Source organism: Pantoea sp. GM_Pan_4 (assembly GCF_026541005.1).
GTDB lineage: Bacteria > Pseudomonadota > Gammaproteobacteria > Enterobacterales > Enterobacteriaceae > Pantoea > Pantoea dispersa.
This window is the reverse complement of record NZ_JALNUZ010000001.1, coordinates 1147360-1163892: the sequence shown is the minus strand read 5'-3', so window position 1 is coordinate 1163892 and position 16533 is coordinate 1147360. Positions and strand designations below refer to the sequence as shown.

The window sequence follows — 16533 nt, the reverse complement described above, 5'->3', positions numbered from 1 at the left end:
AGAGCAGATGACGCCTTTGAAAGAGATCGGCGAGTGTTTGGTTATTGATGGCGATGATGAGTACTTTTTCCGTCCGTCCCTGATCGCTATGTCGAGTATTGGCGAGCCAGGTGAGATTGTTTCAACTTTCCATGCGCTACACAGCGATGAGGTAACACCTTTACTGCGACGCGCATACGACGCTTACAGCACTATACCTGATTGGGTGCTCAAGCACGCTAAGGGGCCTGAGCTCACCAAGCCAGCACTATATGCCGCTATGGATGTGTTAACCGCCTGCTGTAATCATGATGTTTCACCGCTGGTGGGTGTTCTGGTGCCAAGCAAAATCAAAAAGCGCACCTTCCTGCATCGCCCCGGCAAGATGCCGGCCACAGACATGGTTATCTTTGCCCAGGCGCTGATTACACACGGCATTATTGGCAAGGCTAAAGTACGACGCCTACAACGCAATGAGTCATCACAGACCACAAGCGAGTTCAATGCTGTCGAGTACATCAACGCAGCGCGAACGCACCTCGGCATGAGCAGGGAAGAGGCGGAAAAGCTGACCATGACGGAGTTTCAGATGCTGCTGGCGGCGAAGTTTCCCGAGCAGAAGGGCTTTACGAGAGAAGAGTATGATGCTGTGGCTGATGACTATCTGGTTAGAAAGGCTAGGCGCTTAACATCACAATTATAAAAATGTGTTAAATTGTTAAGAATTCTTGCCGATAACTCAAGTTAATGATAGTAGTAGGACTAATCTTAATTCTCTAACATGTGTAAATTAGCATGGACACGAAACCACAGCAGCACTTAATTAACATACTTTTATCTACCAAAGATCATCATCCGAACTTTACGCTTTTTTTGGGGGCTGGTGCTAGTGTTACAAGCGGTATTAAGGGCGGCAGTCAGCTAATCAAGGAGTGGCGATCAGTATTTAGCTCCATGTATGGTGAAAAAAACCTTAAAGAGCAACCGTGGTTCGATAAAAGTAATGAATATTCAGAGTTGTTCGAAAGACTTTACGATCAACCCACCCAACGGCGTGAGTTTATTGAGAATTGTATCGTTCAAGGCGCGCCATCTTGGGGATATGTATATTTAGTAAATTTGTTGAAGTTAAAGCATTTTAATACAATATTTACTACTAATTTTGATGACCTCATTAATGAGGCTTGTTATACGTTTTCGAACAACCTCAGGCCAGTTGTTTGTGCTCATGATTCCAGTATCAAAAGTATTCGCTTGACATCTAATCGCCCAAAAATCATTAAACTTCATGGGGATTTTTTGTTCGACAATATAAAAAACACAATAAGGGAATTGGAATCGCTTGAAGATAACATGAGGGCTAAGTTTAGGCAGTATGCCAATGAATTTGGCATGATTGTTGTAGGGTATGCAGGGAATGATAGATCTATTATGGATACCCTCAACACACTATTGCACTCTGACTCATGTTTTCCTCATGGAATTTATTGGTGCATTCGGAAAGGGACTGTTCTTTCAGATGAGCTTAACAACTTAGCCAGATTTCCAAGATTTCACTTGATTGAGATTACTGGTTTTGACGATTTTATGGCGGAACTTCATAATGCATTAGGTTGTAAGTTGCAGGATGAGGTCACAAATCCTTATTTTGCTCTTGCCAGAAAGCTCGATAAATACTTTCCTCAATATACAGATCCAGATGAAACAGATAACGACAGTGAAATAATTAAAGCTGATATGAATCTTTTGGCAACTCATGTCCGAAGAGTTGATGCGGTTCTTACATCTCTCAAAGAGCTTAGTAAAAAAGTTGAGAACCTTGAGATTGACCTACCACCTGATGGGACCACTAACGCATTGCTCAATCTTGTCAGGGATGCTAATTTCGCTAAAGACGGAGAGCAGTTTCATATCTTTGCCACGCCGAGTATTCTTTTGGCAAGAGGTGCTTTTTTTAGCGAGGAATATTCAGAGGCATTACATCATATAGAAAAGGCGTTGAAAAATACTCCTTCACTTTCTGTTTTAGCCTTATATGTAAAAATTGGATCTAAATTAAAAAGTAATGATGACATTGATAAGGCACTGATAGATATTTACACATATCATCCTTTAAATGATAATGAAATTCGTGAGCTTATTAGCTCTTCTGTAGAACTTATTGAAGATGGTTTTTATGATAAGTCTTTGGAACTTCTCGACTGGTTGGATAAGAAGGCCACAGTAGATAGTAACAAAAGCTTCATTTTCTTGAATAAGATTCTCTGCTATAAACTTAAAAAGGTCACGCTAACTCCTGAATTGAAAGATTTGGTGGAAACAAGGCTTCTCAAAGCTGGTGAAAGTAAAAATACATGGGAAGCCTTTGGCTATGCGATCTTAAGCGATAATACTGAGGCTATTCTCACTGTTGCGGAGTTGTTAAGTGAGCACGAGATGAATGCGGTTCTCACTCACGCCATGCCAATCTTTACCTTGATTAATTCAGATGTTTATGAAAGGTTGATGGAGTTAGCTATCGGCAAAGGTTTTGATGTTCCAGAAGAATTAATTGATGAAGTGGACACTGTTGCTGAATTGCCAACAAAAATTTTTGATCCTTCTTCTGATAATCACATTGATAGCACGACAAGCACAGAAGACCTTGCTAAGCTCGTTAGTATGGATGTGGCAAATCAGGAACCTTTGAGCACTGAGGAGCCAGAAAAAAAATCTCAGGAAAATCAATAGATAAAGATTTTATTGTTTGAAATTCATATTTTTACCAGCTGATAAGGAGATTTGTGTGAAAGAGACCGCATCAAGCAAGACAAGAGATTTGAGCGAAGAAGCCCTGAAGGCTTTAAAAAAAATATTCAATAAGTAATTGAAAACCCACCGAAAGGTGGGTTTTTTGTTGCTATTTTTCATGCGTCCCGACAAATGGTCATGCTGATGGTCACCCTCACTCAACAACAAACTGAGTGAACTCTTGGGCGCTGTTGCTCAGGCCAAAGTCACGCAGCTCAAAAATGATATCTTCTCTCTGTTCTGGCGGCAGCTTAGAGATGATTAACCCTATCACCATCTTGAGCTGAACAATCTCAGCCTGGGCGTCGTCCAGATTGTTGAGTGCGCACTGAAGCTGGATGCGTTTGTTGACGGTAGGCATGAGCTCTCCATGTTGTCGATAGCAGTGAATACAAAATATCGTGAACGAGCATGCTAGAGCAACCGGCAGGGTGTAATGTTTGCACCACCTTGCGCCCGCTCCATGCTACGATTTGCCCACTGTTATTTATGGGGATATGTACATGAAGAAAACTATGGCTCTCATAGCGTTACTGGCTTTGCCAACTTCAACATTGGCGGCAGACGGCCCATATCTTTTTGAGTTTATTGCAAATAAGGAAACCGGCAGAGCATACCGTACACTAATTGCAAAGCAAAAACTGCCTGACTGGGTGAAAGACGGAGGGACCAGTACGCCAGCAAATGAGGTGACCATTAAAGGAGTGAGATATCTTGCATTGTCCGGTTGCAAACCTCACAACTGTCCCGCTCAATCGATAGCGGTTCTTTACGCAATTGATAAAGGCGATATCCATGGCGTCTACTCTGAATACGATATGACCAATGATCGTCAAACCCTGAAGTGGATGAATATCGACCCGATTGACTCAGATAGCATGAGAGGCGTCCTATTCAGCAGGCTTGGTGGGAACGTATCAAAGTAGGATTTCGTGGGAATTAATAGTAAAAAAGACCCGCGCTGCGCGGGCTAATCTGGAGTCTATATTATAGTTATGCACCAGGGTAAGTGCCTGATTGCCATGATTACATAGTGATTAAAGCAGACACAACAATATTGTAACGTGTCGCACTTTTGGCAAAAAAAGCCCGTGTTATACGGGCGCAAATTCGTTCAAAATGAGAAATACCTCTCGAGCGCAACACGATTGCTGTGTGTGCTTCGTCTCTACAGTAGCAACAATCTTTTACATGATCAAAAAATAATCAGCTGTAGGATTAAACTGAACGAATTGCGCATCCCGGAGGGAGGGAGCCTCCGTCATCTCAAGGTGTGCCCGGATACCATATGATTATAGAAATCCCAATAACTAGCAGAATTATTGCTGAACATGCTGATATCAAAGCCAAACGATTGAGTGATTTGTGTAGAATGATCATCCTTTCATCCTTTCATCCTTTCATCCTTTCATCCTTTCATCCTTTCATCCTTTCATAAGAGTGGCTTACAACGACACATCTCACCCGCCAGGAGCGTAGGCTCCGCTAGCTATGAACCAAATTAAGAGGGCAATACCAGCCACAATGATCGCTATAGGGAATAAATAGCCAATTTTCATCATTTGTTATCCCTTCGATAAAGCGTCCACTCTTCAACTCTTTCACCAGTGGGCAATGTACAAAAACCGCTCTCGCCAGTTTCGTTTTTGACTATTTCTAACGCCCCACCAACCTTTTGACAATAAACCGATGCTGGGTTAGCCATGACAACTGAGGCTGGCTCATTTTTATCAGAACTGCATGCAGCTAAAATTAATGTCAGTGGGATAATCGCTATTTTTTTCATCTTATATCCTTAGTAATCACTGTTTTTGCTGGTAGGTCTCTTCCTTGAGATGCTTCTTCCTGCCCGCTCCCCAGCGTGGCTAAGCCATTATACTAATTCGCTTAAGCCATTGATCCCACCCTGACAGATGATCAGTGGTGTACGTGAAGAATTCGATGCCACCAGCAGCATTTCGCATAAAGAATGCCTGAGCGTTCACTGTAAAAAGGAAGGGTGAGAACTGCTGATTGACCAACAGACGATTGAAAATGACGATGTTACAGTTTGGCCGCCAAAACGGCGAGCCATTAAACCGACACACTCTATACACTATCCGCACCGACGTAGCGCAAGCCCTGCTGGCCAAAGAGCGTCACCGCCTAAGAATGAGCGCACCAGAGTTCAGATGGCCAAAGCCGGCTGTGGTGAGAAATATTAAGCGTTAGGTTTTAAATGCTTGTCGAGCGTCTCTTTAAGAAAGATAGCTGTATTCCCTAATGAGCTGATATCTAACACCTGCTGTGCATGAAAAGTTGCCGTATCACCGATATTAATAGTTAACGAAACGTCCAGACCATCGAGGACCGGCATATTCGGAGCATTGCTATGCGATGCTAATGTACGTGCCAATTTCTCGATTTTGGTAGATTCTGCATCGCTGATGGCCACAGTTAAGCATTCGGGCTTAGAGTTGATACTGGAAAGGTAAGTATATGAGAGGGCGTTTCCCTTAATTGAATAGTGTTCTTGTGGATTAAAGGGTGCAGATGTTAGAGAAAACTCAAACCATACATTTTGCTTCGATGATTCATAGATCCTGCATTTTTCCTGGGCTTCCGCTTTGTCTAATCTGTAAAAGCTATAGCCAGCCAGAGCCAAGGCACTAATAAGCGATATCCCTCCTCCGCTTCCTACGCCGCCATGGTGTGAGCAAGCTCCCTGCATACCAATTGACGATGAATGCCAGCCATCTGCACACCCACCTCCCAATAAATCTTTCATTCCAAAGAACACAGTAACAAACACAATACCCGGAACTAACCAAAAGCTTTTTTTCATTTTTCATCCATGCAACATCAACAAACCTAAAAGATCAGGCTACTCATTTCTGGGCATGGCCGCATCAACTTTCGCTTTATGGTCTGCCTGACGTTTCCATGCACTATAGATATCTTTATCCCAAGCTTTTCCCGCTTTAGTCTGATATCCGGCTTCATTAAGGCGTTCTGCAATGATACGACCATTATCAAAACCCTGACGGATGGTTTCCGAAGCAATACGGATCACTGCTTCCTCATTGTATGGCAAAGGTGGGATGCCTTGCTTCCCGCCAATCAGAGCTGCGGCAGCCAACTCCATTCGCTCTACCAGAGCCATCATGCGAGCGTCCGGATTACTCTCTGGCAGGCTCAGTTTCTGCCGGATGGCATCGACCAGCCAGGCGGTTTTATCTCCATCAGCAGCATTCACAGCGCCAATAAAAGCCTCGCTTAATTCAGCAGGCACACGGAAGGTAACGGACAGGGATTTTCTCATAACGCACCAGATAGAGGGAACAGGCGGCCATTTTACCACCGTAAGACAATGTAAGACATTAAAATGTGTTGGTTCAGATCGCACAGTTGTTGGTTCAATTCGGGGTTGTGTTGGTTCACTTTTTTAAAATTAATCCTTTTAAAACAATCATCTTTACAAATTGAACCAACTGAACTAACTGAACGACACGTTTTTATTTATTTGTATAGAGAGAAAAAACTACTTCCCTCCTACAATAAGAAAACGTCATTAGCAAAACTAATAATCGCCTCATCTTTGAGTTTGTCTGTCCTGATTGGGCTGTAGTGCGCAAACTTCCCAGGCGTTCATTCTTCAGATTTCAGGCTATAGCGACATACCACACACGTCATGCCATTCCTGACCTCTCGGTGAGAGGACTTTGTCAGTAGCCCAAAAGATACCATCAGCTCCAGAGATCGGCGCACCGATTCACGCCTTATGGGGTTTTTGTATTCATCTGGCCCATGAAGCAAATATGAAATGCCATAAACATCATACGGTGGCGGTCCGATTATGTTGGCTATAGAGGTAAGTCTGGCGGGTTCAAAGTAGCTGAGTATGGTTTTCTTGTGTTTTGTCATATGCATTAGAAAAATCTCATGTAGCTCCGTGGTTAATCGCTCCTATACAGCTGCTTATGTTCTAATGTCATGAGCGAGCAGTATTGATTTCTGTAAATCTTCCTCAATTTACCCTGTCGAATTCACCTTCAATATAATTATCACTGCCATCACGATCACGCATTACCAGACACTGACCGATGAGCCCGTATCGGGAACAGTTACACCAGACACCTTTACCTGCCCCAGACTGCGTGCTGTCCTGCCGCTGCTCATAGCTGGTGATCTTCTCCAGCAGCCCATCGTTAACCATCGCCTCCAGCGTTCTCCTGGCTGATTCCATGTGATGCCGTGATTTGAATGAGTTCATGCCACTGAGAAGATATGCGACCCCGGATACATCAAACGGCGGCGCACCAATCGTACCAGTTACCCATTCGCGGTGTTCAGGATCAAAGAAGCTCAGTATCTCTTTTTTACGGCTGGTCATTCTCATGGCTGATCGGTTCCTTAATGTAGGAGAGATCTATCATACAATAAGGATTTCAGCTTATCGCGTTATGCAGTGAGTTGAATGCGCCTGTGGTGGATGAAAAACAGTCAAAATGAGGTGTCACAAAAACATTTGGGGGTATCTTTGGGGGTATGTGTGATTTTGAAACCTATAAATAATGTTATTAAACAATAGATTGTTTTTTATTATTCAATCCTGTAGGGGTGCCATCTTTTATTCTATTAACATCCTTTCTAGTCTACTTTCCTCTTAATTTCAGCACATAACACTTTTCTATGGTCCAGTTTGGTCCAAGGTCACCTATTGCGATCTTGTTCCGATTGGGGGGCTGGTCAGGAGCACTTTCTTTGATGATTTTTCACCTGTCCTTGCTTCCATAAAATTTTCATTAAGAGTGAGCTTCCTGTGCTTCTGGGGGGGCTGGTAGGGGAAGGACCAACAGTCTGGGGGAGAAGGTCTTCTTTCTCAAGACCTTGGATGATGCGAGTGCTGATGAGATTTTCATTTCTTCCAAGATAGAGTTGGCCATGTAGTAGATCTATACGGGAGGCAATGATGTGTATGTGCTGCCCAGCTTTATCATAATGCATGACATAACAGCGAAGGTGGTTTTTGCTGAATCCCATTCTTTCCATATAGTTATCAGCAAATGTCTTCCACTGTTCATTGGTAAGCGAATCACCACAAGTTAGACGAAGTGAGTTGTGCCATACTTGTTTTTGACATCCTTTCGGACCTTCTGTGTTGCTATGAACTCAGAAGTCAATTCATCGACAGTTAAGCCTACCAGGTTACCTCCTATCTCTATTGGATCAATTTTGTGATGGCGAGTAGGGGATAGGGCATAAAAAAGATGACACCTCGGAAGTTCTTTCCCCTTTTTATCCTATCCATACCTTTTCATGTCTGCTCATTACTTGTCGAAATTGAGTAGTGCATCTCGGACATGCGATAGCTTTACTTTCAGTGCATTTACTTCCTATGACAGCGGCTGAGAGTCTGTTCCTCTGTTCCTCTGTTCCTCTGTTCCTCTGTTCCTCTGTTCCTCTGTTCCTCTGTGGCTCAGAAACGAAGTTAGGTCTTTAAGTTTTTGCTAAGAAGCTGTGAGCTATTGCCATGCATCCAGGTTCAATTCGGGAACTATTAACTGTAGTTGTTGAAGTGCTTAAGATCTCAACCAGCTACTTCTGCTGAGTTGTTTCCTTAATTTATTTACTTGAGCAAGCTCTGTATCATTTAAGCGAACAGTTACGGTGTGCTTGCGAAGACGATTTGGTGATTATTTTTTGACTGAGTATTCTCAGTAATTAAAGACGAGAATTCTTTATCGAATAGATTATTAAATTTTTTTCATATCAACTCCTGTTAATATTAGGTATATAGCAAAATCTTAAATCATGTGTAAACTAACAGCATAATATGCTTCTGTGTCAATAATTTATGTACAAATTTTGATTTTAAATTTTGCTTTTTCAACTGAAAAGTAGAAAAAGCAAGGCAACTAAGCATCGCTCAGTTAGCCCTTGCTTGAAGAATAAACAATATTGATGCATTTGCTCACTAAGTAATATAAGATTAGATTTAGATGAGGGGATTTAAGCTGCTGATTTGGGGGGGGTATGATTGTGATGATAGCTGGTGTGTATGGTGCTGGCAAAAGCACCATATGTAAGAGGTTATCACTTGAACTAAATCTAAAGTTCTTTAGTGCAAGCGAATTGATCAAGTCAGAAAGAGGTTCAGTTACTTGGTGTGAGAACAAGAAAACAGATAAAATCGAAAGTAATCAACAATATTTAGTAAATGCAGTAAATAAGCTGAAAAGAGTTGACTTTTTATTAGATGGTCATTTCTGTTTATTAGATGGTGAAGGTAATATAATTAAGTTGAATTTTAATGTAATTAATAAACTAAATCTAGGGGCAATACTTCTGCTTAAAGAAAATGCAGAGGTAATTTGCAAAAGATTGTTAACAAGAGATAATAAGTTTTGGGATGAGATTACTTTAAGTGAATTATTGCACGTTGAGGAAGAGCAGGCTTCCAAATTTGCTATAGAAAACAACATTCCTTTTGAATCTTTTTATTCTTCCGATTATTGCGAAATAAAAGGTTTTATCTCAAGTTTATATAAGGAAGGGACTGTTAATGAGTAATATTAAATATGAATATTTCAGAGACTTAGATTTGAATGATGTATTCTTTGATTCTTTAAAGGCCAGTTATCACGAATTCCCAAATTGGTTCATTCAGAAGGCTAGGGAAAATGCAAAAGCATACGTATTCTTAAATGGTAAAAAAAAGCTAGATGCTTTTATATATCTCAAGCTTGAGAATGAAATGGTTAAGGATATTGAACCATCATTACCTATTGGGAATGTTTTAAAAATAGGAACTTTCAAGATTAATGCTCATGGGACTAAATTAGGAGAGCGTTTACTTAAAAAAACTTTTGATCATGCCATTAGCCAAGCTTCGGACTATATTTATGTTACTGTTTTTGATAAAGAAAAGCCATTAATAAGAATTCTTGAAAAGTATGGATTCGAGCTTCATGGTTCTAAAACTACTCGAAACGGCATTGAAAATGTTTATCTAAAAAGAATGAAGGTGGTCACTGGGGATGTAATTAAAGATTTCCCTCATCTTACATTAAGTGAGAAGAAATATTATCTTTTAGCAATATACCCTGAGTATCATTCAAAGTTTTTGCCAGATTCAATTCTTAGGAATGAAAGTCATGACATACTTGAAGATATTTCATATACAAATAGCATCCATAAAATATACATATCTGGAATTAGTAGAACTAAAAACCTAAAAAAGGGTGATGCGATTTGTATATATCGGACAAATAAGGGTGGCAAAGGGAAGGCTTATTTCCGCTCAGTTGTATCTTCAATTGGAGTGGTTGAAGAAGTTAGGCAAATAAAATCATTTTCAAGCGAAAGTGATTTTATGAAATATGTGGAGCCGTATAGTGTATTCAAAAATGAAGAATTAAAAGATTATTTTACTAATAAGAAGAAAAGGTATATAATTAAGTTCACTTACAATGGTGCTCTTAGGAAAAGAATTATAAGGGGCCGTTTAATTGAAGATTGTGGTATCAGCACTAAGACTCGTTGGGATTTTATCCCATTGACAGAAAAACAATTCAGGTGGATAGCAGAAGAAGGGCAAGTAAATGAAGGTATTATTATCGATTAAACCTGAATATGTTAATAAAATTCTTAGTGGAGAAAAAAAATTCGAATTCAGGAAGGTTAATTTTTCAAAAAAAGGAATTACGAAAGTTCTAATTTATGCTACAAAGCCAGTTGGGAAATTAGTCGGTGAGTTTGAAGTGACTGAAATCCATCAGGGATCCCCAGATAGTATTTGGACAATCACTAAGTCCTTCGCGGGTATTGATAAGAAATATTTTGATTCATACTACCAAGGACGTGATAAAGCAGTTGCTATAGCTATTGGAAAAGTTGATGTTTATAAAAAACCATTGGATATAAATTGTTTAGGCGAAAAGGTTTCTCCTCCACAGTCTTTCTGTTACATAAGTAATGATATGGATGAAAAACAATTTGAATTCAAATATATATGATTATGGAGGCATCTCTATGAACAAAAATGCTTTATCTAAAAGAGATGAATTTCTATATAATTTTGGACAGCCATCGATTATTGATAGAAGCTTTTTACTTCAACATTCCTTAATGCCAAAAAAAATTGATGATTTTTTGATGGAAACTTTGGGGGGAGTTAGACTTTACTATCCTGATTTCAAATCTTGGATTAATTATACCGTAATTCCCGGTGTCTTTACTGGGGAACGGTCAATTATACTTGAATATCGACAAAACGATCTTGCTGGATTAGCAATTCTTAAAGATAGTCCGGATGAGAAAAAACTTTGTTGCTTACAGGTTATGCCAAAATACCAAGGAACCGGAATAGGCTTGACTCTGTTTGAAAGAAGTTTTTGTTTTTTAGATACAAAAAAACCTTTGCTTTCCATTTCAGAAGAACAAAAAAATAATTTCTACAAATTATTTAACTATTATGGTTTTGAGTTTGGTGAAGAATATAACGATTATTATAGACCATTAAAAAACGAATTTAGTTTTAATGGTCTATTAAAGTAATTATTTTTTTTTGATTTTATTATATGCTTCAATTGATTTTTTTCGTGCAACAGGTAAGAGCCTATCACCAAAGCAAATGCCAATTCCCAAGATTAGGTAAAATAATTTTGACGAATGAGCATGCTCCCAGTCACTTATAGTTTCCCAAAGTCCACTTCCCATCGCCCCTAATAAAATGACCACTATCATAAAACGAAAAATAGATATAAAATTCGATGTTTTTTTGGTAAAGCGGCCTAAAACAATTAAATCTTTGACACTACTGTTATCATTTTTACTTTTTGCTGTCCATTGATACCCTAAGTAATTTTTAACACTATTTGTATTTTGAAGGGATAATGTATTGTCATTTTTTACATATTCGTTCCATATATCCTCATCCATCAGAGAGCGATATCCATTATAATATTTACTAACAGAGACACACTCTTCATCTTGTATAGTAGTTAAAAAACAGTGAATTTTGCTCAATTTTGGAGGGAATTTTAATTTTTCATTACCATTCAATAGTTCCTCAGGAACACCTCTTAAAACATTAATTCTAAAATCTATTATTCGAGTTTCAGTGCTTGAACTAATTAATGCTTTATCATTTTGAGTGAAGTGAACAGTATAAACGGTAGAAGGTACTTTTTTAATGCGAAATCTAATATATGCTGATTTCCTTTTATCACTTTCCTTAACTGTCTCAAGGTATCTGGGAATTATAATAGTTAAACGAGTGCATTGAGTATCATTACTTAAATGAAGTTCATCCAAAATAAAAGATTGCGAGTTTAAGCGAAATAGAGAGAACGGCATGATGTCTTCGCCATTTTTCCTAAAGCTTATATTGGCAAAATTACCTTCGGCGAATCCATCATAATGAACTACTTCATTAAATATTGCCGCTACGCTTTTTTCACCATTTAATTTTGCACCAAGGTCAAATATATTCTTTTTGTTTAAATGCCAAGGTAAATCAACTACCACTGCTTCTACATTACTGTGATCATAGATCATTACTCCAATGTCCATAAAAGGATAAGAGTGATTAAGCCCAATCTCCCACAAATTAACATGTAATTCATCTTTTTGTTCGGATGATGCAGTATTTTGCTGATCATCGGATGAAGTTAATGTCGCATTTTTTTCAGGATCATTTTTATAACGATATCTTACTATAATTCCCGGAAAAGAATGATTGTTTTGCATTATTTTTATCTCAAAGAGTAGGCTTAGAGAAAGCTAGAATATGATCATTTAGTATAGAACTTTAGGGGTTAACCCAATGATTTTTACAAGTTGTATTATAAGTGTAAATATGCCGATTACATAACATTATTTCTTGATGATTGAGCCCAATAATTGGTTTTAACTATTGAAAACATGTTTTTATGCGGTATGTGTTATGAAAAGTAACTAACTTATGTTTAGCGTAAAAAAATTACTTATGACATAAACCCTTAGGAGAATTTTGGGGCTTTGTCAAAATTGAAATACAAAACAATTCAATAAGAACAATTGCCTACCTTTTAAGTTCCAATTCTGTAGGGGACTAGAAAATCAATTACTTACCAACCTTTTTCAACCTTCAAAATTTCCCGTGGGACAGATTTGGGACACGACTGCCTAAAATCGCGTCAATTTGCCTCGCATGCCTGTCAGATGGTTAGGTGTCAGGTGTGCATACCTGCGAACCATTTCGATGCTCTCTCATCCGCCCATCTCGGTGCTGATGCCAGAGCACAGAGATGGGCGAAACGCCAGCTCACTAAGGCATAAGCACCCTGATGAATTATTCCCGCTGACAGTCAACGTGCGATGCCTTTTTAGACAGGAATTATATACGTTAACCTGACCATTCAGGATAGATGCGATGTTTCCTGCCAGACAGATTTTCTGAACCGCTGTCAGTCAGGCGCGGATGACGATATTCATTGAAAATATTTTAGAAATAATTATGGCACCTGACTCGGGATCGCGTCAGGCCATTCCTGCTAAATACTTACGGCCGTTAATATCAACCTGTCACCTTTTATGCAGGGATGCTAAATAATAATTAATCTTTTTTTTATGGAAATTTCGAACGCTATTTATTTCGTCCTGGTTTAGTGAATTTACGGTTGAATGATAACAGGTGTTTTGCGTTGGTGAGGGGAATGTTTACTTAAGAGGGTTCCCCTGTAATTTTTTCATTTAATCAATGGGTTGTTTTTGTTTTGTGCAAAATAAGAATCCTTGCGCCAGGAAAAGACAAGGGTATCAGCAATAGCATATCAGTGAAAAATTTCCTGGTGCGGGCGGATTTTTGAAGAGCATTGATCATCTGCACGCAACAATGATGTCGCTAAAAATCCTGAGATTAATTTTCCAATGAAAATGTCACTAATATAGCGATACGCAGCCAGCATAAATCTGATTAACTGGTCAGAAATAAATTTTAAAATTAACTATTCCGGGTGATGAATCTGCGTCACACAATGCCGATAACACATTCATATCCGACACTCTCATCTACTTACAGCGAGAATTAATATGAAAATATCCACCCGACTTGCAACGGGCTTTGGCCTGCTTGTTGTACTTTTTATTATCTGTACCGGCATTGCGCTCAACGCTCTGAGTAATGCGAGCAAAGGTATGGACGATGCGGTTAACGTCAAAATGAAAAAGTATCAGCTGGTGCTGGATATGCGTGGCAGCATCAGGGATATGGGCATTGCGGTTCGTAACCTGGCGCTCTTAACGGATATTGAGGCAATGAAGCCTGAATGGGAGCGCGTACAAAAACAAGAAGCGCAGTATATAGCCAGCCGCAAGGCTTTGGCTGAGGTGATGCAGGAGGATTCAACACCGCAGGGGCGGGAAGTCATGAGCCGCATTACTGAAGCTGAGGAGCCTGCACTTGCGTCGCTGAAGCAGGCTGGCCGGCTCGGGCTTGAAAATCGTGCTGAGGAAGCCACTGCCTATCTGCTGAACGTCACGCGCCCGGTGCAGAGTACCTTGCTCAAAGCGCTTAATGACATGACGCTGGTTCAGATGAAAAATACGCAGTCCGCTGTTGAAACCAACAGTCAGGCGACACGCCGGGCATCGCTGATCCTGATGTTGCTCGCGGCTGCATCAGCACTGCTGGCAGTGGGAACATGCGTTATGACCATTCGCGTACTGATGCGCCAGCTGGGCGGTGAGCCAGTGCAGGCACAGACTCTTGCGGCGACCATTGCATCTGGCGACCTGACGACGTCTGTAACGCTGCGAAACAATGACAGTACCAGCCTGATGGCTTCTCTGGATAACATGCAGGCAAACCTGCGTGGTCTGGTATCAAAGATAAAAGACTCTGCTGCTTCAGTGGCGCTGGCGGCGGATGAGATATCACAGGGCAATACAGAATTGTCATCCCGCACCGAGGAACAGGCTGCAGCGCTGCAGGAAACTGCGGCCAGTATGGAGCAGCTTACCGCCACCGTGAAAAGTAATACGGCCGGTGCGCAGCAGACCGCTGGGTCTGCCCGGGATGCGGCAACGCTGGCACGCGCAGGTGAGGCCGACGTACAGCGTATGTCTGAAACCATGAATGAGATCTCATTGAGCGCGACAAAGGTACGGGACATCACCTCCGTGATCGAAAGCATTGCCTTCCAGACCAACATTCTGGCGCTCAACGCAGCGGTGGAGGCCGCCCGGGCAGGCGAAGAAGGACGCGGTTTTGCCGTGGTTGCCGGTGAAGTCAGAACGCTTGCACAGCGCAGTGCAAATGCTGCTCGCGACATCAAACAGCTGATTGAACAGGCCGTTGAGCAGGTCGAAAGCGGCGTTGAGGTGGCAGCAGGTACAGGGCAGAGCATATTGAAGATTGTCAGCATGGTGGGCGAACTGGCAGAGGCCATGGATAATATTTCACTGGCTTCTTCAGAACAGATGCAGGGCATTTCTCAGGTTAGCATTGCGGTAAGTCAGATGGATGGTGTCACGCAGAATAACGCTGCGCTGGTTGAAGAGTCCTCTTCGGCGTCTCAGTCTCTCTCTGAGCAGGCGCACGCTCTGCGGGGGATGGTGGACACATTTCGTGTCTGACGTAAAAGGGCTCAGCGTTCCTGAGTAGAAATCAGACTAAGGACGCCCAATAAATCACTTGCATATTGGGGATTGAGTCGGGTGGGGCGGAAAGATCTTTGCTGAATTTATTCTGCAGCCGTCCCGACCTTTCAACAGAAACCTATCCCTGCATGTCAGGCTGGCCAAAACACGCTGGCCTTATTTCGCAACCTTTGATGGGGTCTGCGAATTGGCTTGAGACGTTACGCTGTTTATTCTCACATCTATAATGCGGTCGGTTGCTGGGTTGTGAGTATTCGCTGCCAATGCGAAAGCAACCCGATAGCAGGCACGGTTTCCGCAATCTGTCCGGGATGCTATAAATGCATAAATGATCTGCATGGATGCCATGATGAAAAAAACACTCTCACTTATCGCCGTCATGTTATTCGTCGGCTGCCAGTCCCATACTAAACAAACAGCAAGGCAGTCATTCAGGTTTCCAACCGCTTCCGAGATAAGAAGCGAGTGCGAATCGCAAACCTACTCGCAAATAGCAAATAAAGATACTCATCTGTGGCTTTGTCAGGCCGTTACCGCAATACAGTATCGGTTTTTTGACGCGAACTTATATCACGGTAAGACCTGTGATTTGGTCATTACGCAACCCTTAGGTCAGCCACCGACAAACGTCACTGCGCAGGCCGGAGATGCTGATCTGTGCGCCGTCGCTATCGATGCGGTAAAGCAGGCGATAGATGCCAATACCTTTCCCATGCGGCCTGCGTATCTGAAAGAAAAGATACCGGTGCGTTTTGCGCCCTGACTGGCTTTCTCCCGATCAGACCGTTGCTGCATAAGCGTAACCATAGGTAACAAAGTTTGCCGTTTAACCCCTGTATATCACGCCGTCAGTTCTGCCAGGCTATGCTCAGCATTACTGACATAACACGTATCTTTATGGAGATTTACGGCAATGAAAAAACAGTGGATTGCGGCCCTGGCAGCGGCAGGCCTTCTTTTAGTGGTTAGCGCCCAGGCAGAGGCAAAAGGCTGCCTGAAAGGCGCTGTCGCTGGCGGCGTGGCAGGTCATCTGGTTCATCATGGCGTTGCCGGTGCGGCAGCGGGCTGCGCGGTGGGCCACCACATGGCCGCCAAAAAACAGAAAGAGGCGGAACAAAAGCAACAGTAAACCGCGGGTGG

At 41.5% G+C, this 16533-nt stretch carries 17 protein-coding genes and 2 pseudogenes; 10 read left to right on the top strand and 9 right to left on the bottom strand.

The genetic code is table 11. The features are described from left to right. Positions 1-7: 7 nt before the first annotated feature. Together OXR61_RS05715 and OXR61_RS05710 are read left to right on the top strand one after the other, a co-directional pair. Positions 8-682, top strand: coding sequence for a DUF6246 family protein (locus OXR61_RS05715; RefSeq protein ID WP_267411108.1), 675 nt, complete (start codon positions 8-10; stop codon positions 680-682). A gap of 92 nt (positions 683-774) precedes the next feature. Next, positions 775-2709, top strand: coding sequence for an SIR2 family protein (locus OXR61_RS05710; RefSeq protein ID WP_267411106.1), 1935 nt, complete (start codon positions 775-777; stop codon positions 2707-2709). A 214-nt stretch (positions 2710-2923) separates the two neighbouring features. Here OXR61_RS05710 and OXR61_RS05705 read toward each other — a convergent pair whose 3' ends face one another. Next, on the bottom strand, positions 2924-3130 hold the full coding sequence (locus tag OXR61_RS05705) for a hypothetical protein (protein WP_267411104.1): 207 nt from the start codon (positions 3128-3130) through the stop codon (positions 2924-2926). Positions 3131-3272: 142 nt separating this feature from the next. On the opposite strand from OXR61_RS05705, the gene OXR61_RS05700 reads away from it, so the two are divergent. Beyond that, a complete protein-coding gene (locus tag OXR61_RS05700; RefSeq protein ID WP_125311546.1) occupies positions 3273-3695 on the top strand; it encodes an Ivy family c-type lysozyme inhibitor in 423 nt (140 codons plus the stop codon). Between the two features lie 534 nt (positions 3696-4229). On the opposite strand, the gene OXR61_RS05695 is transcribed toward OXR61_RS05700, so the two are convergent. The 6 genes and pseudogenes from OXR61_RS05695 to OXR61_RS23370 all read right to left on the bottom strand — a co-directional run. Continuing rightward, a complete protein-coding gene (locus OXR61_RS05695) occupies positions 4230-4328 on the bottom strand; it encodes a YoaK family small membrane protein (RefSeq protein ID WP_260641507.1) in 99 nt (32 codons plus the stop codon). Continuing rightward, positions 4328-4555, bottom strand: coding sequence for a DUF333 domain-containing protein (locus OXR61_RS05690; protein WP_125311544.1), 228 nt, complete (start codon positions 4553-4555; stop codon positions 4328-4330). The genes OXR61_RS05695 and OXR61_RS05690 overlap by 1 nt, the downstream gene beginning before the upstream one ends. A 414-nt stretch (positions 4556-4969) precedes the next feature. After that, a complete protein-coding gene (locus tag OXR61_RS05680; RefSeq protein WP_267411096.1) occupies positions 4970-5593 on the bottom strand; it encodes a hypothetical protein in 624 nt (207 codons plus the stop codon). Positions 5594-5632: 39 nt separating this feature from the next. Beyond that, positions 5633-6070 (bottom strand): hypothetical protein, encoded by a 438-nt coding sequence (locus OXR61_RS05675; RefSeq protein ID WP_125312052.1) that lies wholly within the window; start codon positions 6068-6070, stop codon positions 5633-5635. A 705-nt stretch (positions 6071-6775) separates the two neighbouring features. Next, positions 6776-7147 carry a hypothetical protein gene (locus OXR61_RS05670; RefSeq protein ID WP_125312051.1) on the bottom strand — a complete coding sequence of 124 codons (372 nt, stop codon included), beginning with the start codon at positions 7145-7147 and terminating at the stop codon, positions 6776-6778. Between the two features lie 350 nt (positions 7148-7497). After that, positions 7498-7824, bottom strand: a pseudogene (locus tag OXR61_RS23370) (relaxase); the annotation flags it as partial. Between the two features lie 960 nt (positions 7825-8784). On the opposite strand from OXR61_RS23370, the gene OXR61_RS05660 reads away from it, so the two are divergent. Genes OXR61_RS05660 through OXR61_RS05645 form a run of 4 tightly spaced genes read left to right on the top strand, consistent with a single transcriptional unit; the run spans position 8785 to position 11307 of the window. After that, complete coding sequence (locus OXR61_RS05660; protein WP_021508626.1) at positions 8785-9321, top strand: ATP-binding protein; 537 nt, start codon at positions 8785-8787, stop codon at positions 9319-9321. Continuing rightward, positions 9314-10375: a hypothetical protein gene (locus OXR61_RS05655; protein ID WP_021508625.1), complete on the top strand. Its 1062-nt coding sequence runs from the start codon at positions 9314-9316 to the stop codon at positions 10373-10375. Before OXR61_RS05660 ends, OXR61_RS05655 begins: the two co-directional genes overlap by 8 nt. Further along, positions 10353-10766 (top strand): ASCH domain-containing protein, encoded by a 414-nt coding sequence (locus OXR61_RS05650; RefSeq protein WP_021508624.1) that lies wholly within the window; start codon positions 10353-10355, stop codon positions 10764-10766. Before OXR61_RS05655 ends, OXR61_RS05650 begins: the two co-directional genes overlap by 23 nt. A gap of 16 nt (positions 10767-10782) precedes the next feature. Beyond that, a complete protein-coding gene (locus tag OXR61_RS05645; RefSeq protein ID WP_196368257.1) occupies positions 10783-11307 on the top strand; it encodes a GNAT family N-acetyltransferase in 525 nt (174 codons plus the stop codon). Here the strand turns inward: OXR61_RS05645 and OXR61_RS05640 are convergent, their stop codons facing one another. Together OXR61_RS05640 and OXR61_RS05635 are read right to left on the bottom strand one after the other, a co-directional pair. Beyond that, positions 11308-12501: a hypothetical protein gene (locus tag OXR61_RS05640; RefSeq protein WP_155519922.1), complete on the bottom strand. Its 1194-nt coding sequence runs from the start codon at positions 12499-12501 to the stop codon at positions 11308-11310. Between the two features lie 379 nt (positions 12502-12880). Beyond that, a pseudogene (locus OXR61_RS05635) lies at positions 12881-13017 on the bottom strand (integrase); the annotation flags it as partial. An 807-nt stretch (positions 13018-13824) separates the two neighbouring features. On the opposite strand from OXR61_RS05635, the gene OXR61_RS05630 reads away from it, so the two are divergent. The 3 genes from OXR61_RS05630 (at position 13825) to OXR61_RS05620 (ending at position 16522) form a co-directional block, all read left to right on the top strand. Next, positions 13825-15369, top strand: a complete 1545-nt coding sequence (locus OXR61_RS05630; RefSeq protein ID WP_021508623.1) for a methyl-accepting chemotaxis protein — start codon at positions 13825-13827, stop codon at positions 15367-15369. Positions 15370-15730: 361 nt separating this feature from the next. After that, positions 15731-16156 carry a cell envelope integrity TolA C-terminal domain-containing protein gene (locus tag OXR61_RS05625; RefSeq protein WP_021508622.1) on the top strand — a complete coding sequence of 142 codons (426 nt, stop codon included), beginning with the start codon at positions 15731-15733 and terminating at the stop codon, positions 16154-16156. A 150-nt stretch (positions 16157-16306) separates the two neighbouring features. Next, entirely contained in the window at positions 16307-16522 is a 216-nt protein-coding gene (locus OXR61_RS05620; RefSeq protein WP_021508621.1) for a hypothetical protein, read from the top strand. The last annotated feature ends 11 nt before the right edge of the window (positions 16523-16533 follow it).